The organism is Delftia sp. K82, assembly GCF_002193035.1.
In the GTDB taxonomy this organism is placed as follows: Bacteria; Pseudomonadota; Gammaproteobacteria; order Burkholderiales; family Burkholderiaceae_C; genus Comamonas; species Comamonas acidovorans.
In genome coordinates, this window is record NZ_MYFL01000005.1 from 376180 (window position 1) to 402094 (window position 25915).

Annotated in this window: 24 protein-coding genes; 18 read left to right on the forward strand and 6 right to left on the reverse strand. The window is 68.3% G+C overall.

Annotated features, from left to right (window positions below):
* The 9 genes from KDK82_RS28510 to cydX form a co-directional block, all read left to right on the forward strand.
* Window positions 1-590, forward strand: a 590-nt coding sequence (locus KDK82_RS28510) for an electron transfer flavoprotein subunit alpha/FixB family protein (protein WP_218827099.1), incomplete at its 5' end; no start/stop codon positions are given.
* A 154-nt stretch (window positions 591-744) separates the two neighbouring features.
* Complete coding sequence (locus KDK82_RS28515) at window positions 745-1887, forward strand: ABC transporter substrate-binding protein (RefSeq protein ID WP_013803458.1); 1143 nt, start codon at window positions 745-747, stop codon at window positions 1885-1887.
* A gap of 97 nt (window positions 1888-1984) precedes the next feature.
* On the forward strand, window positions 1985-3775 hold the full coding sequence (locus KDK82_RS28520; protein ID WP_088166852.1) for an acyl-CoA dehydrogenase: 1791 nt from the start codon (window positions 1985-1987) through the stop codon (window positions 3773-3775).
* Window positions 3776-3835: 60 nt separating this feature from the next.
* Window positions 3836-4795 carry a nitronate monooxygenase family protein gene (locus KDK82_RS28525; RefSeq protein ID WP_088166853.1) on the forward strand — a complete coding sequence of 320 codons (960 nt, stop codon included), beginning with the start codon at window positions 3836-3838 and terminating at the stop codon, window positions 4793-4795.
* Between the two features lie 291 nt (window positions 4796-5086).
* On the forward strand, window positions 5087-6727 hold the full coding sequence (cydD, locus tag KDK82_RS28530) for a thiol reductant ABC exporter subunit CydD (RefSeq protein WP_088166854.1): 1641 nt from the start codon (window positions 5087-5089) through the stop codon (window positions 6725-6727).
* Entirely contained in the window at window positions 6724-8409 is a 1686-nt protein-coding gene (locus KDK82_RS28535) for an amino acid ABC transporter ATP-binding/permease protein (RefSeq protein ID WP_088166855.1), read from the forward strand. Before cydD ends, KDK82_RS28535 begins: the two co-directional genes overlap by 4 nt.
* Window positions 8410-8451: 42 nt before the next feature.
* On the forward strand, window positions 8452-10038 hold the full coding sequence (locus KDK82_RS28540; RefSeq protein WP_034391473.1) for a cytochrome ubiquinol oxidase subunit I: 1587 nt from the start codon (window positions 8452-8454) through the stop codon (window positions 10036-10038).
* 18 nt (window positions 10039-10056) lie between these two features.
* On the forward strand, window positions 10057-11208 hold the full coding sequence (gene cydB, locus KDK82_RS28545) for a cytochrome d ubiquinol oxidase subunit II (protein ID WP_088166856.1): 1152 nt from the start codon (window positions 10057-10059) through the stop codon (window positions 11206-11208).
* A 49-nt stretch (window positions 11209-11257) separates the two neighbouring features.
* The gene (gene cydX, locus KDK82_RS28550) at window positions 11258-11383 is read left to right on the forward strand and encodes a cytochrome bd-I oxidase subunit CydX (protein ID WP_012204319.1); all 126 of its coding nucleotides are present in this window, start codon (window positions 11258-11260) and stop codon (window positions 11381-11383) included.
* Between the two features lie 199 nt (window positions 11384-11582).
* Here cydX and KDK82_RS28555 read toward each other — a convergent pair whose 3' ends face one another.
* Window positions 11583-12179, reverse strand: coding sequence for a GbsR/MarR family transcriptional regulator (locus KDK82_RS28555; RefSeq protein WP_012204320.1), 597 nt, complete (start codon window positions 12177-12179; stop codon window positions 11583-11585).
* Window positions 12180-12347: 168 nt separating this feature from the next.
* Between KDK82_RS28555 and KDK82_RS28560 the strand changes: the two genes are divergently transcribed.
* Window positions 12348-13505, forward strand: coding sequence for an acyltransferase (locus KDK82_RS28560; protein WP_088166857.1), 1158 nt, complete (start codon window positions 12348-12350; stop codon window positions 13503-13505).
* A gap of 73 nt (window positions 13506-13578) precedes the next feature.
* Here the strand turns inward: KDK82_RS28560 and rnk are convergent, their stop codons facing one another.
* Together rnk and KDK82_RS28570 are read right to left on the reverse strand one after the other, a co-directional pair.
* Window positions 13579-13983, reverse strand: coding sequence for a nucleoside diphosphate kinase regulator (gene rnk / locus KDK82_RS28565; RefSeq protein ID WP_012204322.1), 405 nt, complete (start codon window positions 13981-13983; stop codon window positions 13579-13581).
* A 229-nt stretch (window positions 13984-14212) separates the two neighbouring features.
* Window positions 14213-14665 carry a GNAT family N-acetyltransferase gene (locus KDK82_RS28570; protein ID WP_088166858.1) on the reverse strand — a complete coding sequence of 151 codons (453 nt, stop codon included), beginning with the start codon at window positions 14663-14665 and terminating at the stop codon, window positions 14213-14215.
* A gap of 95 nt (window positions 14666-14760) precedes the next feature.
* On the opposite strand from KDK82_RS28570, the gene KDK82_RS28575 reads away from it, so the two are divergent.
* Complete coding sequence (locus KDK82_RS28575) at window positions 14761-15900, forward strand: PA0069 family radical SAM protein (RefSeq protein WP_034391478.1); 1140 nt, start codon at window positions 14761-14763, stop codon at window positions 15898-15900.
* A 37-nt stretch (window positions 15901-15937) separates the two neighbouring features.
* Here the strand turns inward: KDK82_RS28575 and KDK82_RS28580 are convergent, their stop codons facing one another.
* Complete coding sequence (locus tag KDK82_RS28580; RefSeq protein ID WP_088166859.1) at window positions 15938-16804, reverse strand: LysR family transcriptional regulator; 867 nt, start codon at window positions 16802-16804, stop codon at window positions 15938-15940.
* Between the two features lie 106 nt (window positions 16805-16910).
* On the opposite strand from KDK82_RS28580, the gene KDK82_RS28585 reads away from it, so the two are divergent.
* Window positions 16911-18035 carry a mandelate racemase/muconate lactonizing enzyme family protein gene (locus tag KDK82_RS28585; protein ID WP_065347633.1) on the forward strand — a complete coding sequence of 375 codons (1125 nt, stop codon included), beginning with the start codon at window positions 16911-16913 and terminating at the stop codon, window positions 18033-18035.
* Window positions 18036-18070: 35 nt separating this feature from the next.
* Window positions 18071-19045, forward strand: a complete 975-nt coding sequence (locus KDK82_RS28590) for a tripartite tricarboxylate transporter substrate binding protein (RefSeq protein ID WP_088166860.1) — start codon at window positions 18071-18073, stop codon at window positions 19043-19045.
* A 30-nt stretch (window positions 19046-19075) separates the two neighbouring features.
* Here KDK82_RS28590 and KDK82_RS28595 read toward each other — a convergent pair whose 3' ends face one another.
* Window positions 19076-19927: a LysR substrate-binding domain-containing protein gene (locus tag KDK82_RS28595; protein WP_043823861.1), complete on the reverse strand. Its 852-nt coding sequence runs from the start codon at window positions 19925-19927 to the stop codon at window positions 19076-19078.
* A 181-nt stretch (window positions 19928-20108) separates the two neighbouring features.
* On the opposite strand from KDK82_RS28595, the gene phnD reads away from it, so the two are divergent.
* The 5 genes from phnD to phnX are packed head-to-tail and all read left to right on the forward strand — an operon-like array spanning window position 20109 to window position 24752.
* The gene (gene phnD, locus KDK82_RS28600; protein WP_088166861.1) at window positions 20109-20996 is read left to right on the forward strand and encodes a phosphonate ABC transporter substrate-binding protein; all 888 of its coding nucleotides are present in this window, start codon (window positions 20109-20111) and stop codon (window positions 20994-20996) included.
* Window positions 20993-21871 carry a phosphonate ABC transporter ATP-binding protein gene (gene phnC, locus KDK82_RS28605; RefSeq protein ID WP_088166862.1) on the forward strand — a complete coding sequence of 293 codons (879 nt, stop codon included), beginning with the start codon at window positions 20993-20995 and terminating at the stop codon, window positions 21869-21871. Before phnD ends, phnC begins: the two co-directional genes overlap by 4 nt.
* A complete protein-coding gene (gene phnE / locus KDK82_RS28610) occupies window positions 21871-22716 on the forward strand; it encodes a phosphonate ABC transporter, permease protein PhnE (protein ID WP_088166863.1) in 846 nt (281 codons plus the stop codon). The genes phnC and phnE overlap by 1 nt, the downstream gene beginning before the upstream one ends.
* A 47-nt stretch (window positions 22717-22763) precedes the next feature.
* A complete protein-coding gene (psrA, locus tag KDK82_RS28615; RefSeq protein WP_012204331.1) occupies window positions 22764-23852 on the forward strand; it encodes an iron-containing alcohol dehydrogenase PsrA in 1089 nt (362 codons plus the stop codon).
* A gap of 54 nt (window positions 23853-23906) precedes the next feature.
* Window positions 23907-24752, forward strand: a complete 846-nt coding sequence (gene phnX / locus KDK82_RS28620) for a phosphonoacetaldehyde hydrolase (protein WP_088166864.1) — start codon at window positions 23907-23909, stop codon at window positions 24750-24752.
* Window positions 24753-24894: 142 nt separating this feature from the next.
* On the opposite strand, the gene fghA is transcribed toward phnX, so the two are convergent.
* On the reverse strand, window positions 24895-25767 hold the full coding sequence (gene fghA, locus KDK82_RS28625; protein ID WP_088166890.1) for an S-formylglutathione hydrolase: 873 nt from the start codon (window positions 25765-25767) through the stop codon (window positions 24895-24897).
* Between the last annotated feature and the right edge of the window lie 148 nt (window positions 25768-25915).

Consider the following 25915-nt stretch of genomic DNA (forward strand, 5'->3'; position numbering starts at 1 on the left):
CCAAGGTGGACAGCGCCGACACCTTCGAGCGTCCCATCTACGCCGGCAACGCCATTGCCACGGTGCAAAGCAGCGACAAGATCAAGGTCATCACCGTGCGCGGCACGGGCTTTGACGCAGCGGCCACCACGGGCGGCAGCGCCCAGGTGGAGCAGCTGGCAGCCGCTGGCGACAACGGCAAGAGCAGCTTCGTGGGCCGCGAGGTCACCAAGAACGACCGCCCGGAACTGACGGCTGCCAAGATCATCGTCTCCGGTGGCCGTGCGCTGGGCAGCAGCGAGAAGTTCCAGGAAGTCATCACGCCGCTGGCCGACAAGCTGGGTGCCGCCATCGGTGCTTCGCGCGCCGCGGTGGATGCGGGCTATGCGCCCAACGACCTGCAGGTCGGCCAGACCGGCAAGATCGTGGCGCCGCAGCTGTACATCGCCCTGGGCATCTCGGGCGCCATCCAGCACTTGGCCGGCATGAAGGACTCCAAGGTGATCGTGGCGATCAACAAGGACCCCGAGGCACCGATCTTCTCGGTGGCCGACTACGGCCTGGAGGCCGACCTGTTCCAGGCCGTGCCGGAACTGGTGCAGGCGCTGTAAGCGGCTGAAGCTGAAAAATGAGGGGCATAGGCCCCTCTTTTTCCGTCATGGATTCCGGGATGGTCCGCTGGTCACGGCGCGCACCACCGACTACAACAACGGACTTGGCCGCCAGCCGGTGCTGGCGATGGCATGAACCGAGAGGGAGATTGAAATGAAGATGATGCGCTTGCGCCTGGCCCGCACGGCCGTGGCCTTTGTCTGTGGCGCCATGGCGCTGGCCGCCGAGGCCAATGCCTGGGTGGTGGGGCAGGTGGCACCCATGTCGGGAGCCGGTGCGACGCAGGGCCGTGCCTATGCCCAGGGCATGCGCCTGTACTTCGACCAGATCAACAAGGCCGGCGGCGTGCAGGGCCAGCCCGTGCAACTGGTCACCGTGGACGATGTGGGCCATCCTGAGGAAACCGTGGACAAGACCCGCAAGCTGCTGGACGAGTCCAAGCCCGTGGTGCTGGCCGGCTACTTCGGCAACCGCAACATGGCGGCGCTGCTGGACAGCAAGCTGCTCGACCAGTCGCAGATCTCCCTCGTGGGCTACCAGAGCACGGACACGCGGGTGCTGAGCAATCCCCAGATCTTCAGCACGCGCGCCAACCTGCCCGAGGAAATGGCCAAGATCGCTTCGCACCTGGCCACCGTGGGCATCACGCGCCTGGCCCTGCTGCATGACGAACGCCCGGATGCCAAGGCCGTGGCGGAACTCGTGGACAAGGCGATTGCGCCTTCCAAGGCCAAGCTGGTGGTCAGCGCCTCGCTGAGCACGGGCAAGGGCGCCATGGACAAGGCCGTGTCCCAGTTGCAAAAGGCCCAGCCTTCGGCGCAGGCCGTGATGGTGGTGGCCTCCAGCCCCGTGACCTCGGCCTTCGTCGAGGCGTACCGCATGGCGGGTGGCACGGCCCAGATCTACGCGACGTCCGAAGCCGATATCGAGCAACTGGCCAAGCGCCTGCCCGTGGAGTTCATGAGCGGCCTGTCCATTGCCCAGGTCGTGCCCAGTCCCTACAAGGTGACCATGCGCCTGAACAAGGAGTTCAGGGACGCGGCCACCGCTGCAGGCAAGTCGCTGACCGTGCCGGTCAGCTACGCCATGATGGAAGGCTATGTGAACGCCCGCGTCATCGTGGAGGCCATGCGCCGCACCCAGCCGCTGACGCGCGACAAGCTGGCCGCTTCGCTGCGCGGCCTGGACGCCTTCGATCTGGGCGGCTACTGGGTTACCTATCGTCCGGGCTCGCAGGCGGGCTCGAAATTCGTGGATTTGTCCATCGTCAACGCATCGGGCCGCGTCACGCAGTAACGCAGCAATGCAGTAGTGCTGTGGCGGCGCGCCCGCTGTTCCAGGTCGCCGCGCGCTGCGCGCCGGCGGTCCAGGCTCTGTTCAGGAAGGTTCAACAATGACTTACTCGGCTCCCCTCAAAGACATGCTGTTCGCCATGGAGCATCTGGCGCAGATCGACCAGGTGGCGCAGTTGCCCGGTTTCGAGGAGGCTGGCCTGGAGACGGCCCAGGCCGTGCTGGAGGAATGCGCCAAGCTGTGCGAAGGCGTGGTGGCGCCGCTGAACCTGCCGGGCGACGTGGCGCCTTCCAGCCTCAAGGACGGCGTGGTCACCACCACGGCGGGCTTCAAACAGGCCTTTCGCCAGTACGCCGAAGGCGGCTGGCAGGGCTTGCAGCATCCGCAGGATTTTGGCGGCCAGGGCCTGCCCAAGACGATTGGCGCGGCCTGCGTCGAAATGCTCAACAGCGCCAACCTGAGCTTTGCGCTGTGCCCGCTGCTGACCGACGGCGCCATCGAGGCCCTGCTCACGGCAGGCAGCGATGAGCTCAAGGCCACCTATCTCGAGAAGCTGGTGACCGGCGAGTGGACCGGCACCATGAACCTGACCGAGCCCCAGGCCGGCTCCGACCTGGCCCTGGTGCGCACCAAGGCCGATCCGCAGCCCGATGGCAGTTACAAGGTCTTCGGCACCAAGATCTTCATCACCTATGGCGAGCACGACATGGCCGAGAACATCGTCCATCTGGTGCTGGCCCGCGTGGCCGGTGCGCCCGAGGGCGTCAAGGGCATCAGCCTGTTCGTGGTGCCCAAGTTCCTGGTCAACAAGGATGGCTCGCTGGGCGCACGCAACGATGTGCACTGCGTGAGCATCGAGCACAAGATGGGGATCAAGGCCTCGCCCACGGCCGTGCTGCAGTACGGCGACAACGGCGGGGCCATCGGCTATCTGGTTGGCGAGGAAAACCGCGGCCTCGAATACATGTTCATCATGATGAACGCGGCCCGCTACGCCGTGGGCGTGCAGGGCATTGCCGTGGCCGAGCGCGCCTACCAGCACGCCGTGGCCTATGCCCGCGAGCGTGTGCAAAGCCGCCCCGTGGACGGCAGCGTGAAGGCCAGCGCCACCATCATCCACCACCCCGATGTGCGCCGCATGCTCATGACCATGCGTGCCTACACCGAGGGTTGCCGCGCCATGGCGGCCACGGCCGCCGCTGCCTACGATGCGTCCCATCACCATGCCGACGCCCAGGTGCGCGAGGCCAATGCGGCCTTCTATGAATTCATGGTGCCCCTGGTCAAGGGCTACAGCACCGAGATGAGCCTGGAAGTCACCAGCCTGGGCGTGCAGGTGCACGGCGGCATGGGCTTCATCGAGGAGACGGGCGCCGCCCAGTACTACCGCGACGCCAAGATCCTGACCATCTACGAAGGCACGACCGCCATCCAGGCCAATGACCTGGTGGGCCGCAAGACGGCGCGCGATGGTGGCCAGACCGCGCTGGCCATTGCGGGCCAGATCGAGAAGACCGAGGCCGAGCTGGCCGCCAGCGGCACGCCTGAGGCACTGGCCGTGGCCCGCCAACTGGCCGCCGCGCGCCAGGCCTTCGTGGAGGCGGTGCACTTCGTCTCGGGCCAGGCCAAGGCCGAGCCCAATGCCGTGTACGCCGGCAGCGTTCCCTACCTGATGCTGGCGGGCAACCTCGTCGCAGGCTGGCAGATGGGGCGCGCCCTGCTGGTGGCCAAGCAGCTGTTGCACAAGGGACAGGACGAGGCCTTCATGCGCGCGAAGATTGCGACGGCACGCTTTTATGCCGAGCACATCCTCGTCAAGGCGGCGGGCCTGCGCGATGCCATCGTGCACGGCGGCGACAGCGTGATGGCACTGCCCATGGACGCCTTCTGACCCGGCGCTTGCGCACGGCACAACGCAGACAGAGATACCGAGAACCAACGGAGACAACGCATGTCCAAGCTTCCCCCGGCGCTGAAGAAACTGGCCCTGCCAGTGATCGGCTCGCCGCTGTTCATCATCAGCAACCCCAAGCTCGTGATCGCCCAGTGCCAGGCCGGCATCGTGGGCTCCATGCCCGCGCTCAACGCGCGCCCGGCCGAGCAGCTCGAAGACTGGCTGGCCGAGATCACCGAGACCCTGGCCGCCTGGGACAAGGCCCATCCGGACCGGCCCTCGGCGCCGTTCGCCATCAACCAGATCGTGCACAAGAGCAATGACCGGCTCGAGCACGACATGCAGATGTGCGCCAAGTACAAGGTGCCCATCGTCATCACCAGCCTGGGTGCGCGCGAGGACGTGAACCAGGCCGTGCACAGCTGGGGCGGCGTGGTGCTGCACGACATCATCAACAACAAGTTCGCGCACAAGGCCATCGAAAAAGGGGCCGACGGCCTGATCGCCGTGGCGGCGGGCGCGGGCGGCCATGCGGGTGTCAAGAGCCCGTTCGCGCTGATCCAGGAAATCCGCGAATGGTTCGACGGCCCCGTGGCGCTGTCGGGCTCCATCGCCTCGGGCGGTGCCATCCTCGCGGCCCAGGCCATGGGTGCGGACTTCGCCTATATCGGCTCGGCCTTCATTGCCACGCATGAGGCGCGTGCGCACGACGCCTACAAGCAGGCCATCGTGGACGGCACCTCCGACGACATCGTCTACAGCAACCTGTTCACGGGCGTGCACGGCAACTACCTGGCGCCGTCCATCCGTGCGGCAGGGCTGGACCCCGACAACCTGCCCGAGTCGGACCCCAGCAAGATGAACTTCGGCGGCGACGCCAAGAAGGCCTGGAAGGACATCTGGGGCTGCGGCCAGGGCATTGGCGCCATCCGCGAAGTCACGGGTGCAGGCGAGCTGGTCGAACGTCTCAAGCGCGAATACCACCAGGCGCGCGACCGCCTGCTGTCCACCCCGTAAGGTCGGGGAGCCCAGGACGGGCTCTTCTCCTACCCCGCCAGACGGCGCCTTCGGGCGCCGTTTTCTTTGGGTATTACCCACGCTGTGCGGGTCCGGTTCTCGAAGTTGTTTGCGCAAAACCCCTTGCGCACGCTTGACTGCTTCACTCGGCTTCCCCCTACGAGCGACTTGCTTGGAGCAAGTTTGTTTAGAATTCTTTGCGTAATTTCAGTAAATACTGAAATTACAGAATAAATGAACAAACCTTGTACCCCGTCATTGCCTGAGTTCCACCAGCTGGCGCGTCGTCCGATGGCGAGTACGGGGCGCCTGGTGCTGGCCTCGCTGCTGTGGCTGCCCCAGGCGGCGCTGCTGGCGCTGGCCGTGCAGTCCATGGCCGACGGCGCGGGCAGGGAGCCGCTGTGGCCACTGTGGCAGCTTGCGGCAGGCGTGGCACTGCTGGGCGGGTTGCGCGCCTGGTGCGATGCCAGCGGCACACGCCGCGCCAATCTGCAGGCGCGCAGCCTGGTGAGCGCGCTGCGAATGCAGGTGCTGCGCACGCTGGCGGGCACCTCGCCGCTGGACCGCCAGCGCGCGGCCTCGGGCCAGGCGGCCAGCGCCATGGCCGAGCAGGCCGAGGCCATCGTGCCCTGGCTGTCGCGCTACCAGACCGCCATGTGGCGCGTGCGCACCGTGCCGCTGGTGATTGCGCTGGCCGTGGCCAGCCAGAGCTGGGTGGTGGCGCTGATCCTGGTGGTGGCCGCGCCGCTGATCCCGCTGTTCATGGCCATCGTCGGCTGGCGCGCCAAGGCGGCCAGCCAGGCGCAGATGGTGGAGCTGGGCGGCATGAACGCCTTCCTGCTCGACCGCCTGCGCGGCCTGTCCACCCTGCGCGCCCTGGGCGCGGTGGATGCCACGGCGCAGCGGCTGCGCGCCAATGCCGAATCCCTGCGCGAACGCAGCATGCGCGTGCTGCGCATCGCCTTTCTGTCCTCTGCGGTGCTGGAGCTGTTCTCGGCCCTGGGCGTGGCCATGGTGGCCGTGTACGTGGGCTTTCACCTGCTGGGCCATCTGCCCTTTGGCAGCTGGGGCCAGACACTGAGCCTGGGCCAGGCGCTGTTCGTGCTGCTGCTGGCGCCCAGCTTCTTCGATCCCCTGCGTGAGCTGTCTGCCGTCTGGCACGACCGCGCCAGCGGCGAGGCCGCACTGCAGGCCCTGGGCGAGCTGGGCCGCGATGCGCAGCCGCTGCCGGGCGCATTGGCTGCGCCCGGCAGGGCTGCCGGCCAGGCCTGCGCCCTGCACCTGGAGCAGGTGCGGCCCCAGGCGCCAGGCGGCGCGGTCACGCTGCCGGCGCTCACGGTGGACGTGCGGCCTGGCGAGCATGTGGCGCTGTGGAGCCCCAGCGGCAGCGGCAAGTCGCTGCTGCTGGCGCAGATTGCCGGCCTGCTGCCGGTGGCCGAGCCTGGGCGCATCCATATCGACGGTCAACTGCTCGACGGCGAATCGGCCGGCCGGCTGCGCGCGCGCATGGCCTGGATGGGGCAGAGCCCGCATGTGTTCGCCGGCTCGGTGGCCGAAAACCTCCGGCTGGGCCGCCCGGGATTCACCTTCGGCGAACTGCGCCAGGCCCTGCGGCTGGCCGGGCTGGGCAAGCTGGCCGAGACCCGGCCCGGCGCCACGCTGGGCGAGGGCGGAGCCGGCCTGTCGGGCGGCGAAATCGTGCGCCTGGCACTGGCGCGCCTGGCCTTGTCGCGCGATGCAGGCCTGCTGCTGGTCGATGAACCCACGGCCCACCTGGACCCGGCCACGGCCGCCCAGGTCACCGATGCCCTGCTGCAGCTGGCACGCGGGCGCACGCTGATCGTCGCCACCCACGATGCCGAACTGGCCGCCGCCATGCACCGCGTGGTGGAGCTGGCGGGCCATGCCGCCCCGCAGGAGCTGGCCGCATGAAGCCCCGCTCCACCCTCCGGCCCGTGCTTGCCGCCCTGGCGCGCATGGCGCCCCGGCGCCTGTGGCTGGGCGGCGCGCTGCTGGCCCTGCTCACGGTGCTCATGGGCATGGCGCTGCTGGGCCTGTCGGGCTGGTTCATCACGGCCACGGCGCTGGCCGGGCTGCTGCCGGCCACGGCCATCGTCTTCGATGTGTTCATGCCTTCGGCCGGCATCCGCCTGCTGGCCCTGGGCCGCACGGGCACGCGCTATGCCGAACGGCTGGTCACCCATGACGCCACCCTGGCCGTGCTGGCCGCCCTGCGCGAGCGGCTGCTGCGCAACTGGGCCACGCCCGCCGCCGCCCTGAGCCTGCGCCTGCGGCCCGTGCGCCTGCTGCAGCGGCTGACGGCCGACGTGGATGCGCTGGACAGCCTGTACCTGCGCCTGTTCGTGCCCTTGCTGGCCGCCACGGGTGCCACGCTGATGGCCGCCCTGGCGCTGGGCCTGATGCGCTGGTGGCTGGGCATGGCCTTGGTTGCGTGGCTGCTGGGCACGGGCCTGGGCAGCGCCCTGTGGCTGGCGCGCAGTGCGCGCCGGCCCGCCGTGCGCCGCGCGCTGGCGCTGGAGTCCCTGCGCGCCCGCACGGCCGACCTGGTGGCCGGGCAGGCAGAGCTGGCCATGGCCGGCACCCTGGCCGCGCATTGCGAACGCATTGCCGCCCTGGACGCCCGCGTGGCCGAGGCCGACGCCGCACTCCACGGCCTGGAGGCCCGAACCTCCTTCGTGCAAGGCCTGTGCGGCGCCCTGGCCCTGGCCGGTGTGCTGCTGGGCGTGGGCTGGCTGGCCGAGGCCGGCCTGCTGGGTGCCCCCGTGGCCGCGCTGGCCCTGCTGCTGGCGCTGACGGCCATGGAGCCCTTTGCCGCGTTGCGCCGTGGCGCGCTGGAGGCCGGCCGCAGCTGGCTGGCCGCGCGCCGGCTGGCGCCCGCCCTGCGCGATGGCGCTGCGCAAGGCGCCTGCGAACCGGCTGCGCCCAGGCAGGGCTTGGCGGTTGAGCTGGAGCAGGTCGTGGCACCCCGTGCCGCCGTGCTGGCCCAGGACATCCGTATCGCCGAGGGCGAGCGTGTCGCCCTGCTGGGCGCCAGCGGCGCGGGCAAGACCACGCTGCTGTCCCTGATGGCCGGCGAGCTCCAGCCGCTGGCCGGCGCCGTGCGTGCCCGGCGCTGCACCTGGATGACGCAGCGCACCGAACTGTTCGAGGACAGCCTGCGCGACAACCTTTTGCTGGCTTGGCCCCAGGCCGCCGAGGACACGCTGTGGGCGGCGCTGGAAGTCGCCGGGCTGGCCGGCGATGTGCGGGCCATGGCGCAGGGCCTGGACACGCGGCTGGGCGAGGGCGGGCTTGGCCTGTCCGGCGGCCAGGCACGGCGCCTGGCGCTGGCGCGGCTGCTGCTGAGCCCCGCGCGCTGCTGGCTGCTGGACGAAGTGACCGAGGGCCTGGATGCACGCACGGCCGCCGACCTGCTGGTGCGGCTGGACAGTGCAGCCCGGGGCCGCACCCTGGTGCTGGCCACCCACAAGCTGCGGGAGGCGCAACTGGCCGACCGGCTGCTGTGGGTGGAGCAGGGCCGCGTGGTGTCCGAGGCGCTGCGCGGCACACCGCCGTTCGAGGCGGCCCTGGCGCGCCTGCGGCAGGACGGCTGATCAAGGATTTCACCAAGTACCCCCGAGAGAAAGGATCTCACCATGGACCTCGACATCGTCGATCTATCGCGGCTGCAGTTCGCGGTAACGGCGCTCTACCACTTCCTGTTCGTGCCGCTGACCATCGGCCTGGCCGTGATCATCGCCATCATGGAGACCGTCTACGTGATGACGGGCCGCACCATCTGGCGCGACATGACGAAGTTCTGGGGCACGTTGTTCGGCATCAACTTCGCCATGGGCGTGGCCACGGGCATCGTGATGGAGTTCCAGTTCGGCATGAACTGGAGCTACTACAGCCACTACGTGGGCGACATCTTCGGCGCGCCGCTGGCCATCGAGGGGCTGATGGCCTTCTTCCTGGAAGCCACCTTCGTGGGCCTGTTCTTCTTTGGCTGGGACCGCCTGAGCAAGGTCGGCCATCTGGTGACCACCTGGTGCGTGGCCCTGGGCTCGAACTTCTCGGCGCTGTGGATCCTGATCGCCAACGGCTGGATGCAAAACCCCGTGGGCGCGGCGTTCAACCCGCAGACCATGCGCATGGAGGTCACCGACTTCTTCGCGGTGCTGACCAACCCCGTGGCCCAGGCCAAGTTCGTGCACACGGTCTCGGCCGGCTACGTGACGGCAGCCATCTTCGTGCTGGGCGTCTCGGCCTGGTATCTGCTCAAGGGCCGGCACATCCAGCTGGCGCGCCGCTCCATGACGGTGGCCACCTCGTTCGGCCTGGCCGCCGCGCTGTCGGTGGTGGTGCTGGGCGATGAAAGCGGCTACCTGTCGTCGGAGCACCAGAAGATGAAGCTGGCCGCCATCGAGGCCATGTGGGACACCGAGCCCGCACCGGCCGCCTTCACGGCCTTCGGCTTCCCCGACAAGGCCGCACGCGAGACGCACTACGCCGTGCACATTCCCTGGGTCATGGGCCTGATCGGCACGCGCTCGCTGACCACCGAGATCCCCGGCATCAACGACCTGGTCCAGCGCACCGAGCAGTACATCCGCAACGGCATCGAGGCCTATGGCGCGCTGGAGGCCATCCGCGCCGCCGGCCCCACGGGCCAGGTGCCGGCCGAGGCCAAGGCCGTCTTCGAGGACAAGGGCGGGCAACTGGGCTACGCGCTGCTGCTCAAGCGCTACGTGGACGACCCGCGCCAGGCCACGGACGCGCAGATCGCCCAGGCCGCCTGGGACACCGTGCCGGCCGTGGGGCCGCTGTTCTGGGCCTTCCGCATCATGGTGGGGCTGGGCATGTTCTTCATCGCGCTCACGGCCGCCTTCTTCTGGCTGTCGGTGCGGCGCAGGCTGGACGCCCATCCGTGGATGCTCAAGCTGGCCGTGATCGCCATTCCCCTGCCCTGGATTGCGGCCGAGTGCGGCTGGATCGTGGCCGAGGTGGGCCGCCAGCCCTGGATCATCGAAGGCGTGCTGCCCACGGCGCTGGCCGTCTCCAACCTGGGCGCGGGCACGCTGCTGCTGACGATTGCAGGCTTCATCGCCATCTACTCCGTGCTCTTCGTCATCGAGATGAAGCTCATGGTGAAGGCCATCCGCAAGGGACCGCAGGAGGAAAGCGCACCGCACCTGACCACCTACTTCCCTCTGATGCAAAAACTCGCCCGCGGGCAATGACCAAGGGAGATTGTCACCATGATTCTTCACGAACTGATCAGCTACGACATCCTGCGCCTGCTGTGGTGGGGCCTGCTGGGCGTGCTGCTCATCGCCTTTGCCGTCACCGATGGCTTTGACCTGGGCGCTGCCGCGCTGCTGCCGCTGGCGGCCAGGACCGACGTGGAGCGCCGCGTCGTCATCAACTCTCTGGGCCCGGTCTGGGAAGGCAACCAGGTCTGGCTCATCCTGGGCGGCGGCGCCATCTTTGCGGCCTGGCCGCAGCTGTACGCGGTCTCGTTCTCGGGCTTTTACCTGGCCATGTTCGCGGCCCTGGTGGCGCTGATCCTGCGGCCCGTGGCCTTCAAGTTCCGCAGCAAGCGCGAGGAGCCGGCCTGGCGCGCGCGCTGGGATGCCGTGCTGTGCATGGCCGGCGTGGTGCCCGCGCTGATCTTCGGCGTGGCACTGGGCAATGTGCTGCAGGGCGTGCCCTTCCGCCTGGCGCCCGACATGCGCATCTACTACGAGGGCACGTTCTTCGGCCTGCTCAACCCGTTTGCGCTGCTGGCCGGCCTGGTCTCGCTGTGCATGCTGCTCATGCATGGTGCGTCCTGGCTGGTGTTCAAGACCGAGGGCGATGTGGCCGCGCGCGCGCGCCGCTTCGGCATGGTGGCGGCCGTCGCCGCCACGGTGCTGTTCGCGGCGGCTGGCGTGTGGCTGGCCGCGCTCAATGGCTACCGCATCACCAGCGAGATCAACACCACCGGACCGTCCAATCCGCTGTTCAAGACGGCTGCGCTGCAGGCGGGCGCCTGGTTCGCCAACTACCAGGCCAGGCCCTTGCTCTGGGCCGTGCCGGCCATCGGCCTGCTGATGCCGCTGCTGGCGGCGCTGGGCCTGTGGCTGCGCCGCGAGTGGCTGGCCCTGCTGTCCAGCGGCCTGGGCATTGCCGGCATCATCGCCAGCGTGGGGGCGTCCATGTTCCCGTTCATCCTGCCCTCGTCGCTGAACCCGCAGCACAGCCTCACGGTCTGGGACTCTTCGTCCAGCCATGTGACGTTGTTCATCATGCTGGTGTGCGCGCTGATCTTCGTGCCCCTCATCGTGGCCTACACCAGCTGGGTCTACAGCGTGCTGCGCGGCAAGGTCGACCCGATGTCCATCATCGAGGGCCGCGGCCACTCGTACTGATCCACCGAATCAAGCAACGACATTCAACGTCAAGAAAGGACACAACACCATGTGGTACTTCGCCTGGTTGCTCGGCCTGCCGCTGGCGGCCGCCTTCGCGGTGCTCAACGCGATGTGGTACGAACTGATGGACGACGAGGCCACGCGCCGCGAACTCCTGGCCCGGGAGAAATAAAGCTCCCCCTGAGGCGCTTCGCGCCTTCCCCCTCTCTCTTCGGGAGGGGGACGACACCCTCGCTGCGGGGGCGGCCCTTGCTCGGTGTCCCTCGCTTTGGGCTACGCCAGTTTTTGCACGCGCTTACCGCCAATGAAGCATTGCTGTAAACACAATGAGCTCCCTCGGGAGCTCATTTTTGTACGCAGGCTTGCCAGGTTCAATCGTCGGTGTCATCCGCCTTGGCGCGGCCCTTGCCGCCCGTGATGCGGTCCTTCAGATCCAGCAGCCGCGTCACGGCCGTGCCCATGCCCATGAGCTGCATGGCGGTCTCGGGCGACAGGCGCTGCACGTCGTCGAACCAGTTCATGAGCCGGTCGATCAGCTCGTACATGTCGCGCATGCGCTGCTGGGCGTAGCGTTCCTCTTCGGTGGTGACTTCCTCCAGCATGGCGGCGCGCAGCATGGACTGGGTGGGCTCGATCTCGCGGCGGCGGCGTTCCTCGGCCAGGCGGCGGAAGATTTCCCAGACATCCTGCGGCGCCTCGAAGTACTCGCGCCGGTCGCCGGGCTGGTGGCGCAACTGCACCAAGCGCCAGGCCTGCAATTCCTTGAGCCCCATGCTCACGTTGGAGCGCGAGAACTCCAGCGTCTCGGCGATCTGGTCGGCATTGAGCGGCTCGGGCGACAGGAACAGCAGTGCGTAGATCTGGCCTACCGTGCGGTTGATGCCCCAGCGGCTGCCCATCTCGCCGAAGTGCGAGACGAACTGCCGGTTCAACGCCGGAAGAGGTTTGGATTGCGTCATGGCATGCATTGTGCCTTCGCGTGCCGGCATGTCCTGGGCGGCTTGGAAAGCGGTGCGTCAGCTTTCTGCAAGACGCGGTCAAAAGGCGCACAATGGCGCCTTTGCGGGCTTGCGGCCAGGCGGCCCGGGCCCAGCGCCTCCCGCTTACCGACCCGTTCGCAGATTGCAGATTGCCCCATGTCCCACGCTAGCCGCAGTGCGCTGATCGACTGCACCAAGGGCCTGGCCTGTGCCGCCATCGTCTGGCACCACCTGGCCTTCTACGGCCCCATGTCCGATATCGCCCATCCGGCCGCGCCGGACCTCATCGACTGGCTCTATGAATATGCGCGCATGGCCGTGCAGATCTTCCTGGTGCTGGGCGGCTACCTGGCGGCAGCCAGCATGGCGCCCCAAGGCCATGGGCAGCACAGCGATCCGTGGTCGCGCATCGGGCGCCGCTTCGTGCGCCTGGTCGTGCCCTATGCGGTGGCGCTGGTCGTGGCCGTCGTCGTCTCGGCGGTCGTGCGGCCCTGGTTCGACCATGCTTCTGTCTCAGGCGAGCCCGATCTCTGGCAGCTGGTGGCGCATGCCTTGCTGCTGCAGAACATCGTGGGCGAGGAGTCGCTGTCCGCCGGCGTCTGGTATGTGTCCATAGACTTCCAGCTGTTTGCGCTGACGGCGCTGCTGCTGGCCGGCACGCGCTGGGGCGGTGCCTTGCTGCGCCGCCGCTTTGGCGGCGACGCCCTGTCGCGCTGCTGGCCCTGGACGCTGAGCGTGGCGCAGGCGCTGGTGGTGATCGGCGTGGCGGCTTCGCTGCTGGGCTTCAATCTGGATGCGCAATGGGACGTGTGGGCGCCGTACTTCTTTGGCGCCTACGGCCTGGGCATGCTGGCCTACTGGGCCGCGCATGCGGACAAGTCCTCGACGGCCTGGAGCTGGTCCCTGCTGATCGTGGCCCTGGTCGTGGCGGCATTGGCACTGGAGTGGCGCGACCGCATCGCGCTGGCCGGTGCCACGGCGCTGGCCCTGGTCGTGGCCATGCGCAGCCCCGCGTTTGCGCAGGCGCAAGGCTGGGCGCCGCTGCGTCGGCTGGGCAAGATTTCGTACTCGGTGTTTCTCGTGCACTTCTCGGTCTGCCTGCTGGTCAATGCCGTGGAAAGCCATTTCTGGCCACATTCCATTCCCGCCGCCCTGCTGGGCATGTGCACGGCTTTTGTGCTGTCGATTGCGGCCGGCCATCTGCTGTACGAGCGCGTGGAGCGCCACGTTCCCAGCTGGCACATGGCGCTGCGCTGGCAGGCGGGCCTGGTGGGCACCGGCCTGATCGCGGCGTTTCTGGCAGGCCTGCGCTGAGGCGCGGTGCATCAGTCCACAAACAAAAAAGGCAGCCGGTTGGCTGCCTTTTTCGCTTCACGCCGATCGGCTTTCAACGGTGCAGCTCGCCCGCGCTTTCCGGCTGGAACTCGATGGCATCCACGCGCACGGTGACCTGGCCCGAGGGGCCGGCCATGCGCGACTGGTCGCCCACGCTCAGGCCCAGCAGGGCAATGCCCACGGGCGCGAAGACCGACACCTTGTCGGAGCTGCCATCCATCTCCTTGGGATAGACCAGGGTCAGCGTATTGGACTTGCCCGACTCCAGCAGCGTGAAGCGCACCGTGGAATTCATGGTCACCACGTTGGGCGGCATTTCCTTGGGTTCGAGCACGTCGGCGCGGTCCAGCTCGGCCTCGAGCGCCTCGCGGCCGGGGAAGGCGGGTTGCTTGTCCAGCAGGGCCTCGATGCGCTCCAGGTCCAGGGACGAAAGAATGATGTGGGGCTTGCGCTCCATGGTGTTGGCTCCCTTGTGTGCTTGCGCCGTGGCTGCAGTGAAGGGCAGCGGCGCCCAAACGGACAAAAGCCCGGGCAACGCGGTTGTCCGGGCCAAGGCATCTTCAGAAAAGAGAAAAGCACCAAGTTGGTGCGATAGGCCCATTGTGCAGGCCCGTGTGGGTTCTGCCAAGCGAACCCGCACGGTGCGGTGCGGATTGGCGCGGGCTTGACGCGGCCTGCTGCGAGCGCTACTGCGCGCGCGTGCTGCCCAGTGCCTTGAAAAAGATCAGCTCGGGGTCGCCGGGGTCCAGGTTGTCCACGCGCCCGCTGGGCACAAAGCCCGCCTGGGCGAACAGCGCCTGCGCGGCCAGGTTCGATGCATTGGTCGAGGTAAAGAGCTTGTCCGTGGTGCAGCGCTGCCGGGCCGCCGCCAGCAGTGCCAGCGCCACGCCGCTGCGCCGCGCTGCATCTGCCACGGCGATGAGGGAGATGAACCCATGGCCGAAGAATCCGGGCTCCAGCACGGCAAAACCCGACACGGAGCCATCCCGCTCGGCCACCAATACCGCGCCAGCGGCCGTTTTCTCCCGCAGAAAGGCCTGGCGTTCAGCATGGCTGCGGGCATATGGATCGCAGGCCAGCAAGGACGGGAAGTCGCTCTCGATGGCCGGGCGGATGTGGTGCATGGGTCTGGATGGCATGGATCAGGGGCATTGTCATCGTTCTGGATAACGGCCTGCTGCGCAGCTATGATCTGTATGTTTGTACAGTATTCATCGTTGCGGGAGCGAACCCCATGCGCGCCAACCCAGACCTCTCTCCGGAGCCGGCCTTCATTCCCCTGCACGCCATCAAGGGCCGGGGCGCAGCCAGCCAGCTGGCCCACCGCTTCACCACCGACCCGCGCGAGGCGTTCGATGACGGCTGGGGCAGCCTTGAGGCGCCTGCCGAAGGCGAGGAAGCCGCGCCCCTGCGCACCGAACTGCGCTGGGAGCAGGCCCGCTCGGCGCTGAGCCGCCACCAGTCGCCCGACCTGCCGTTTCACATGGGGCTCAATCCCTACCGGGGGTGCGAGCACGGCTGCATCTATTGCTATGCCCGGCCCACGCACAGCTACCTGGGCTGGTCGCCGGGGCTGGACTTCGAGACCCGTCTCATCGCCAAGCAGAACCTGCCCGAGCTGCTGCGCGCCGAGCTGTCGCGCGCCAGCCATGTGGCCGCGCCCGTGATGCTGGGCTCGGTCACCGACTGCTACCAGCCCGTGGAGCGCGAGCTGGGGCTGACGCGCCGCCTGATCGAAGTGCTGGCCGAGGCGCGCCACCCGTTTTCCATCGTCACCAAGGGCAGCGGGGTGGAGCGTGACCTGGACCTGCTGGCCCCGCTGGCGCGCCAGGGCCTGGCCTCGGTGCACATCACGCTGACCACGCTGGATGCAGACCTGGCCCGCCACCTGGAGCCGCGCGCCGCCGCGCCGCACCGCCGGCTGCGCAGCATCCGCGCGCTGACCGAGGCGGGCGTGCCCGTGGGCGTGAGCCTGGCACCGCAGATTCCCTTCATCAACGAAGACCTGGAGAAGGTGCTGGAGGCGGCCGCCGACGCAGGCGCGCGCCATGCCTTCTATGCCGTGCTGCGCCTGCCCTGGGAAGTGGCGCCGCTGTTCGAGCAATGGCTGCAGGTGCACTACCCCGACCGCGCCCGCCGCGTGATGGAGCGCGTGCGCGACCTGCACGGCATCCAGGGCGAGCAGCGCGAGGCCGGCCGCGTGTACAACGCCGAGTTCGGCCAGCGCATGAAGGGCACGGGCCACTGGGCCGAGCTGCTGCGCCAGCGCTTCGCGCTGGCCTGCCGTCGGTACGGGTTCAACCGCGAGCCGCTGCGGCTCGATTGCAGTCTCTACCACCCTTCGCTGCTGCTGGCGCAACGCAGCCTGTTCTGAGTCCCGGCGGCACAGGCCCCGGCCAGGGCCGGGTCAGCTAGTGGTGGTCGATCAGCTCGGACAAGGCGGCTGCCAGAGGGGAGCGCACCGAAGAGCGCAGCCACACCATGCCCACTTCGCGGGACGGGCTCGGAGGGGGCAGCGGCCATCGGCGCGTTCTGGCATCCGGCGGTCCCAGCACGGGCCAGTCCGGCAGGATGGAGACACCGAAGCCTTCCGCAACCAGCTGTGCGATCTGCTCGATGCCGTCCAGCTCGAAGCGGACCTTTGGCTTGATGCCGTGGCCCCGCAGGTATTCATCCGCCATTTTTCCTGCCACCACCTTGCGGTCGTACTGGATGAAGGGCTCGCGTGCGGCCGTGAGCAGCGGATCGCGCACCTTCATGTCCCGGGGCGCGAGAAGAATCAGCGCCTCGCTGCGCATCAGCCGCCATTCGCAGGTCTTGGGCATGGCGAAGGCCGGGTGCACAAGGATGGCCGCATCCAGATGGCCGGCCTGCACCTGGTCCAGCAGCAGTGAGGAGGTGCCGGGTTCGATGTAGACGCGCACGGCCGGATGGGCGCTCATCCACCGGCGCAGCAGCGGGGGCACCATGCCCATCAGCGCCGTGGGCGTTGCCCCCAGCCTCAATGGGCCTGCGGGAAGCTCGGTGGCCGATGCGGCCGACCTCAGGTTCTCCACGGATTTGAGCACCTCCCGCGCATGCTCCACGATCCGGGCGCCCACGACGGTGGGCCGCACCGTCCGGCCCACCCGCGTGAGCAGTGCGCAGCCCACGTCGGCCTCCAGCGCACGCATCTGCTGGGCCACGGTGGTGGGCGGCAGGTCCAGCCTGCGCGCGGCGTCGGCCATCGAGCCGCAGTCCACGACGGCAATGAAGCTCTGGAGAAAGCGCGAATCCATGCGACGCATTTTGCGTCATCTGAACCATGGGACACCATCTTTGTTGCGGATCTCCTGAGGCGCAAAGTTCGCTCGTTCCCGCATCCAAACCATGTCAGGAGAGCTCATGCCCCTCATCGAATCCATTGAAGTCTGCGTTGCCCGCGTACCGCTGGACAAGGTCACCTATCTGTCGAACCGCACCGTGGTCGACCGCCACTACGGACTGGTCAAGGTCCGCAGCAGCGACGGCGTCGAAGGCATCGGCTTTTGCTATGTCGGCAATGCGGCGGGCGAGCTGTTCCGCGTCGCGGTCGAGCAGCTGCTCGGTCCTGTGCTGCTGGGCCGCGATTCCCTGGCCGTCGAAGGGCTGTGGAAGGAGATGTACCAGGAGGCGCTGCTGCAAGGCCGCATGGGCACCGTGATGCGCGCACTGAGCGCACTCGACATTGCGCTGTGGGATCTCAATGCCCGAACCGCCCAGCTGCCTTTGCACAAGTACCTGGGCGCGGTGGAGCTGGACACGGTGCCGGCCTATGCCAGCGGCGGCTACTACGTGGACGGCAAGACCGCCGGCCATGTCGGCGAGGAGATGGCCGGCTATGTCGAGCTGGGCTTTCAGGCCGTGAAGATGAAGACCGGCCGCTGGTCGCCCCAGGGCGAGGAGTCGCGCGTGAAGGCGGCGCGCGAGGCCATCGGCCCTGACGTGGAGCTCATGCTGGACTGCAACAACGGCTGGGTGGACACCGTGCAGGCCATGCAGTACCTGCGCCGCATGGAGGCATACGACCCCTATTTCATCGAGGAGCCGTTCAGCCCCGACGATGTCGAAAGCCACGCCCGCCTGGCAAAGCTCACCCGCATTCCCGTGGCCACCGCGGAAATCGGCTATGGCCGCTGGTACCACAAGCATCTGCTCGACATGGGCGCCGCATCCATCCTGCAGACCGACGCCGCAGTCTGCGGGGGCATCACCGAGTGGAAGCGCATTGCCGCCATGGCCGCTGGCTATGGACTGCAGATGTGTCCGCACTGGTTCCACGATGTGCACGCGCCGCTGGTGGCCGCGACCCCCAATGCGCGCTATGTCGAGTTCTTCTGGGATGACCAGGTGCTCAACTTCCGCCGCCTGCTGGACCGCCAGCTGGCGCAGGAAAAGGGCCGTGTCGTGCTGCACCAGACGCCGGGGCTCGGCTTCAATTTCGACGAGGCACAGGTGTCCCGGTTCGGCCGCTGGACCTCGGTGGCGTAAGACCGCCGCCAGCCCATCATCCAAGGAGACAAGCCATGCAACGCAGACAGTTCCTGACCTCGGCCGCCGCAGTCACCGCCCTGCATGCCCATCCGGGCTTTGCACAGGCCAGGCCGCCAGCGGGCCCGGTCAAAATCCTCGTCGGCTTCTCGGCAGGCGGCGGCACGGACATCCTGGCGCGGATCATCGCCAACCGGCTCAACCAGCTGTGGGCCATTCCCGTCATCGTCGAGAACCGGCCAGGGGCTGCGGGGCTGATTGCCGCTGCCGAGGCCGCCAGGGCCGCGCCCGATGGGCAGACGCTCATGATGGGCCACATCAACGCCCTGGGCATTGCCCCTGCGCTCAACCCCAGGCTCGGCTTCTCGCCGGAGCGGGACTTCTCCGCCATCGCCCTGGTGGGCCAGACCCCGCAGGTCCTGGTTGCCAGCCCCAAGGCTTCCGCCACCATGCAGGGCCTGCTGGCCGCATTGAAGCAAAAGCCGGGGGAGGTCAGCTTCGGCTCCTCGGGCACGGGGTCGGCCCAGCACCTTGCGCTGGCGCTGTTCGAGCAGACTGCGGCGGTGTCCGCGCTCCATATCCCGTACAAGGGCGCGTCGAACGTGATGACGGATCTGCTGGGCGGCCAGATCGACTACGCGTTCGAGGGGATGACCACGGCGGCGCCCTTCATCAAGGGCGGAAAAGTCCATGCCGTGGCTCAGACGGGCGTGAAGCGCGCCAAGGCCTTCGCGGAGATTCCCACCGTGGCGGAGCAGGGCTATTCCGGGTTCAACGCGAGCATCTGGTTCGGCCTGGTGGGCCCCGCAAGAATGCCCGCCGATCTGGTGGCCCGCATCAATGCGGACGTCAACCGCATACTGGCCATGCCCGATGTGGTGGCCAAGCTCGAAGAGTTCGGCGCAGAGGATGGAGGGGGGACGCCGCAGCGCTTTGACGCCTTCATGCGCGATGAACGGGCGAAGTGGGCCCGGCTGATCCAGGCGCGCGGAATCAGGGTGGAGGACTGAGGCGGGGGCCGAGGTGGCCCGGCGCGGTCCTCAAATCGCCTCCAGAAAAGACCTCACCAGCAGGCTGTCGCTGCGCTCGCGCATGCAATAGACATAGGTGGTGGTGCTGGCCGGGTCGCCCGCGATGCGCAGCGGGCGAAAGCGCGGGTCGGGGATGAATTCGGCTTCGGACACGGCGCCCAGTCCCAGGCCGCGCGCCACGGCTTCGCGTATGGCTTCGCGGCTGCCGATTTCCAGTTCGGTGCGCGGCTGCACCCCGGCGGCCTGCAGCACCGATTCCAGCGCGGTGCGCGTGGTCGAGCCGTGCTCGCGCAGCAGCAAAGGCTGGCCCTGCAGTTCGGACAGCGCGATTTCGCTGCGCCGCGCGAAGGGATGGGCGACATGGGCGAACAGCACGATGGCGTGGCGCGCGTACTCGCGTGCCAGCAGCTCCGGGCGGTCGTAGAGGCCGGCGAGCACGGCCACGTCGGTGTCGTAGCGTTCCAGGTCGGCCAGCACCTGCTGCGAGTTGCCCATGCGGATGGACAGCTGCATGCCCGGGTGCCGTGCGCGGTAGGCGGCCACCATCTCGATCACATGGAAGGGCCCCACGGCGCCGATCTTGAGCTCGCCCTGGTGCAGTTGCCCCGAGTCGCGCAGGAAGAACTCGGCCTCGGCCTCCAGCGCCATGATTTTCTGCGCCATGGGCAGCAGTCTGGCGCCTGCGCCCGTGAGCGTCATGCGGTAGCCGCGGCGGTGGAACAGCTCGATCTGGCTTTGGCGCTCCAGCGTGGCGATCTGCGTGGAGATGGTGGGCTGGCTCACGCCCAGTGCGCGGGCGGCGGCGCTGAGGCTGCCGTGGTGGGCGACGGCGATGAAGGCGCGGTAGCGGGCGTTGCTCACGAAAGTCGGTATCTCAAGGTTTTGTCTATGGATGCTGTCAAAACCGATTCTGAAACTTTCACATGGCAGAAATATGTCGCTCCTAGCATTCAGCCATCCCCACCCGCCTGGCGATTTGACCGGCGATTCACGGATCCACCGATCTGCCGATGTGCCTGACCTGATGCAAAGGAACGCTCCCATGAAGATGAACCGCAAGACCTGGCTGCGCCATGCCGCAGCCGTGCTGGCCCTGGCCGCCACCGCCACCACCGCTACCACTGCCGCCTTTGCCCAGAGCGCCGAGCTGCGCGTGGGCCTGATCCCCTCGGAGGACGCGCAGGCCATGATCCGCGCCAGCCAGCAGGTCATGGACCAGCTGGCCACCCGCACCGGCATGAAGGTGCGGCCCTTCGTGGCCAATGACTACAACGGCGTGATCGAGGCGCTGCGCTCCAACAAGATCGACATCGCCTTCCTCGGCCCGTTCTCGTACGTGCTGGCCAGCCAGGTGGCGGGTGCCGAGGCCTTTGCGGTGGCCGTGACCAAGAAGACGGGCAAGAGCGCGTACCACAGCATGGTGATCTCCCGCAAGGACAAGGGTCCGGCCAGCGTGGCCGATCTCAAGGGCCGCAGCTTTGCCTTTGTGGACCCGACCTCGGCGTCGGGCCACCTGTTTCCCAAGGCCGGGTTGATGGCCGAGGGATTCGATGCGGACAAGGGCTTTTCGCGCGTGATCTTCTCGGGCTCGCACGACGCCAGCATCATGGCCGTGGCCAACGGCAAGGTGGATGCGGCGGCCGTGGCCGACCGCATCTTCGACTCGGCCGTGAGCAAGGGCCTGGTCAAGCGCGAGGACTTCCAGATCGTCTGGCGCTCCCAGCCCATTCCCGAGTCGCCCATGACCTGGCGCAAGAACCTGGACGCCGGCACCAAGCAGAAGGTGGCTGCGGCCCTGGCCGAGGTCAAGGACCTGCCCTGGGGCGACCAGGGCGTGCTCGACGGCTTCGCGGCCACGGATGACAAGGCCTACGACGTGGTACGCCAGACGGCCAAGGCCCTGAAGCTCGACCTCGGGCGCATGAAATGATCCGCATCCGCCAATTGCGCAAGAGCTATGGCAGCAACCATGTGCTGCATGGCATCGACCTGGATGTGCAGCCCGGCGAGTTCGTCGTCATGCTGGGCCTGTCGGGGGCCGGCAAGTCCACGCTGCTGCGCTGCATGAACGGCCTGGCCCGCGCCGACAGCGGCACGCTGGAGGTGGGCGGCATGGACTTGATGCTGGGCGGCGGCAGGCACAGCCGGCGCGAGCTGGCTCGCCACGTGGCCATGGTCTTCCAGCACCACAACCTGGTGCCGCGCCTGTCGGTGCGCAAGAACGTGCTGACCGGGCGCCTGGGCCAGACCGGCACCCTGGCCTCGGTGCTGCAGCTGTTCCGCGAAAGCGATATCCGCCTGGCCGACCAGTGCCTGGAGCGCGTGGGCCTGGCCCACAAGGCGCTGGAGCGCACCGAGGCGCTGTCGGGCGGACAGATGCAGCGCGTGGGCATTGCCCGCGCGCTGGCCCAGCAGCCCCAGGTCATCCTGGCCGACGAGCCCGTGGCCAGCCTGGACCCCAAGACCGCGCGCAGCGTGCTGCAGTACCTGCGCGATGCCACGCGCGAGCTGGGCATTGCCGTGGTCTGCAACCTGCACCAGGTGGACTACGCGCGGGAGTTCGGCGACCGTGTGCTGGGCCTGGCCCAGGGCCGCATGGTCTTTGACGGATCGCCGCAGGCGCTGGACGAGGCCGCGCTGCAGGCCATCTACCATGCGCATCCCACTGCAGTGCAAGGAGCAGGGCAGGGCGCAGAGCCGGACACACCATCGGGCGCGCAGGCCATAGGGCCTGCCGGCCTGCATGCGCAGGCGCCGGTGCCTGCCTCGTGGATGCGGGCCGGCGCGCCCGCAGGAGGACTGTGATGACCAGCGCCAATTCCTGGAGTCCCGAGCCGCGCGACCGCTGGCAATGGACCGCGCCGCGTCCCCACGGCGCCCTGGGCTGGACAGGCTATGCGGCTGCGGCCCTGGCCATCGCCTGGGTGCTGCACTGGAGCGCGGGCGGCGCGCAGATGAGCTGGGGCGAACTGGCGGCAGGCATGCCCCAGATCGCAGACTTCGTGGCGCGCTCCGTGCCGCCGGACTGGAGCATGCTGCCGCGCCTGATGGCGCCCGCGCTGGAGACGGTGCAGATCGCCATCTGGGGCACGCTGCTGTCCGTGGTGCTGGCGCTGCCGCTGTCCTTCATCGCGGCCAGCAACCTGCATGGCTGGCACTGGCTGCGGCGCATCACGCGGCAGTTCCTGAACGTGGTGCGCAGCATCAACGAGCTGATCCTGGCGCTGGTCTTTGTCTCGGCCGTGGGCCTGGGGCCGTTTCCCGGCGTGCTGGCCCTGGCCCTGCATGGCATGGGCATGCTGGGCAAGTTCTTCGCCGAGAGCATCGAAGAGATCGACGACGGCCCGCTGCAGGCCCTGCGCAGCGCAGGCGCCACGCAATTGCAGCTCATCGTCTTCGGTGTGATACCGCAGGCCATCACGGCCTGGATCGCGGTCGTGCTCTACCGCTTCGAGGTCAACCTGCGCTCGGCCACGGTGCTGGGCATGGTGGGCGCGGGCGGGCTGGGTTTCGAGCTGGTCGGCAGCCTCAAGCTGTTCCGCTACCAGGAGACGGCCACTTGCATCGTGGTCATCACCGTGATGGTGATCGCCGCCGATCTCGTCTCCCACTGGCTGCGCCGCCGCATCCAGCAGGGCACCCACCATTGAGGGCTGCGCTTTTCCCGGCGCCCCCGTTTCATTCAAAGGACCGATTTGTGTGGACCTATCACAACCCCGTTGCCATCCATGCCGGCCCCGGCCGCCTGGACCGCCTGCCCGAGCTGCTGGCCGGGCGCGACTGCCTGCTGGTGACGTTTCCCGAGGCCGAATCCCTGGGCCTGGTGCAGCAGCTGCGCCAACGGCTGGGCAGCCAGCTGCGCGGCGTGGTGGACGGCATTGCGCCCAACCCCGATGTGCAGTGGCTGGCCCCGCTGTATGACCGCGTGCACCGCGAATACGCCGAGGTCCCGTGCATCGTGGCCCTGGGCGGCGGCAGCGCCATCGACTCGGCCAAGGCGCTGATGTGCGCCACACCCACGCGGCGTTTCGGCGAGCTGCTGCAGGCCCTGGAGCAGGGGCTGGCCCTGCCGGCCGCAGGCCACAAGGCGCTGATCGCCATTCCCACCACGGCCGGCACGGGCAGCGAGGTCACGCCCTGGGCCACGATCTGGGACCAGGCCGCTGGCCGCAAGCACTCGCTGCACCAGCACTGGACCTGGCCCGAGGCCGCCATCATCGACGCGCAGCTCATGCAAAGCCTGCCGGCCGGCGCCACGCTGGCCTCGGGGCTGGATGCGCTGTCGCATGCGCTGGAGTCCATCTGGAACCGGCACCGCAATCCCGTCTCCACCACCTTGGCCGTGGGCGCCGCGCGCCGCACCCTGGCCACGCTGCCCGCGCTGATGCAGGACCTGGGCAGCCTGCCGCTGCGAAGCCGCATGGCCGAGGCTGCCCTGATGGCCGGCCTGGCCTTCTCCAACACCCGCACGGCGTTGGCGCATTCGCTGTCCTACGACATCACGCTGCGCCATGGCGTGGCCCACGGCATTGCCTGCTCGTTCAGCCTGCCGCTGGTGCTGGAGATGGCCCTGGGCGCCGACGACCAGGCCGACGCGGCCCTGCTGTCCATCTTCGATGCCGCCACGGGTGAGCTGGCCGTGCAGCGCCTGCGCAACTTCCTCGAAGGCCTGGGCGTGGCCACCGATCCCGCCCACTACGGCGTGCCTGGGGATGAATGGCAGCAGCTGCTGCAGTCGGCCGCATCCGGCCCGCGCGGGCGCAATTTCATCCGCACGCTGGAATGAACAGGCGCGTGCGGCCCTCTTCTGTTTGAACCTCTTTCCTAGTCAAAAAGCACCATGAACCACACCACCGTCTCCACCGCCGCCGCCGATCTGTCGCCGCTGCAGGCCGTCATCTTCGACTGGGCCGGCACCCTGGTCGATTTCGGCTCGCTGGCGCCCACGCAGATCTTTGTCGAGGCCTTTGCCAGCTTCGGCATCACCATCACCCTGGCCCAGGCTCGCGGCCCCATGGGCCTGTCCAAGTGGCAGCACATCCATGAACTGCTGCAGGACGAGGGCATCCGCGCGCAATGGCACAAGGCCTTCGGCCAGCCGCCTGGCGACGCCGACGCGGACGCCATCTACGCCCGCTTCATGCCCATGCAGATCGCCAAGGTCGGTGAGTTCTCGGCACCCATCGAAGGGGCGCCCGAGCTGCTGGGCTGGCTGCGCGCGCAGGGCCTGAAGGTGGGCTCGTGCTCGGGCTATCCGCGTGAAGTCCTGAACCAGCTGCTGCCGCAGGCAGCGGCCAACGGCCTGGCTCCCGACCATGTGGTGGCCGGCGATGAAATGGCCGCAGGCGGCCGCCCCGGCCCCTTCATGGCGCTGGCCAACGTACTGGCGCTGGGCATTGGCGACGTGCGCGCCTGCGTGAAGGTGGACGACACCGTGCCCGGCATCGAGGAAGGCCGCAACGCCGGCATGTGGACCGTGGGCCTGACCCTGTCCGGCAACGAAGTCGGCTACTCCCCCGCCGAACTGGCCGCCGCCCCCGCCGAAGAAGTGCGCGAGCGCGTAGCCCGCGCCGAGGCCAAGCTGCGCGCAGCCGGCGCCCACCACGTGATCGCCAGCGTCAAGGGCCTGCCCCAGGTACTGGAGCGGATTGCGCAGGACATGCGCGCTGGCCATAGGCCAGGTTGAGGCAATCTGCCCTGCACCTGTTGGGCTCATCACCCTTTGAAACTGGCGCGGCCCAACTCAGGGGCACCGAGGAAGGGCCGCCCCGCACCGAGGGTGTCGTCCCCCTCCCGCGAAGCGAGAGAGGGGGAAGGCGCGAAGCGCCTCAGGGGGTACTCAACTGCTTTGCATGGTGGCGCAGATGGTCATCAATGAAGCTCTGGATGAAGTAGTAGCCGTGGTCGTAGCCGCCGTGGCGGCGCAGCGTCAGCGGCTGGCCGGCCTGGGCGCAGGCGGCCTCGAAGGCTTCGGGCAGCAGCTGCTTTTCGATCAGGAACTTGTCGGCCAGGCCCTGGTCCACGAGGATGCCGGCCGGGTAGGGCGCCTCGGTCTGGGCGGCCATCAGGCAGCTGGCGTCATGCGCTTCCCAGGCCTTGCGGTCATCGCCCAGATAGCCTGAGAAGGCTTTCTGGCCCCAGGGGCAGTTGACGGGGTTGGCGATGGGTGCGAAGGCCGACAGGCTCTTGAAGCGGCCCGGATGGCGCAGCGCCAGCGTGAGCGCGCCGTGGCCGCCCATGGAGTGGCCGAAGATGCCCAGCCGCTGCGCGTCGATGGGCAGGCGTGCGGCGATCAGCGGCAGCAGCTCGCCCAGCAGATAGCTTTCCATGCGCCAATGCAGTGCCCAGGGCTTGGTGGTGGCGTCCAGGTAGAAGCCCGCGCCCACGCCGAAGTCCCAGGCATCGGCCTCGCCGGGCAGGCCTGCGCCGCGCGGGCTGGTGTCGGGCGCGATCAGCGCAATGCCCAGCTCGGCGGCCAGGCGCTGGGCGCCGGCCTTGGTCATGAAGGTCTCTTCGGTGCAGGTCAGCCCGGCCAGGTAGAGCACGGCAGGCACCTTCTCGCCGGCCACGGCCTTGGGCGGCAGGAAGACCGAGAACTTCATGTTCAGGCCGATCTCGGCGGAGAAATGCTCGTAGAAACGCTGTGCGCCGCCGAAGCAGGCATGGGCGTTCTTGAGTTCCAGGGGCGGCAGTGCGGACATGGTGTTCCTCAAAAAGAAAAATGCTACGGGCACCTTGGCAAGCGGTGCGTGCAGCATTCAAAGATGGGAGTTGATACGCTATACACGGTCAACGGCCCATGAAACTGGCGCTGCCCAGGCGAGAGGCGCCGAGCAAGAGCCGCCTCGC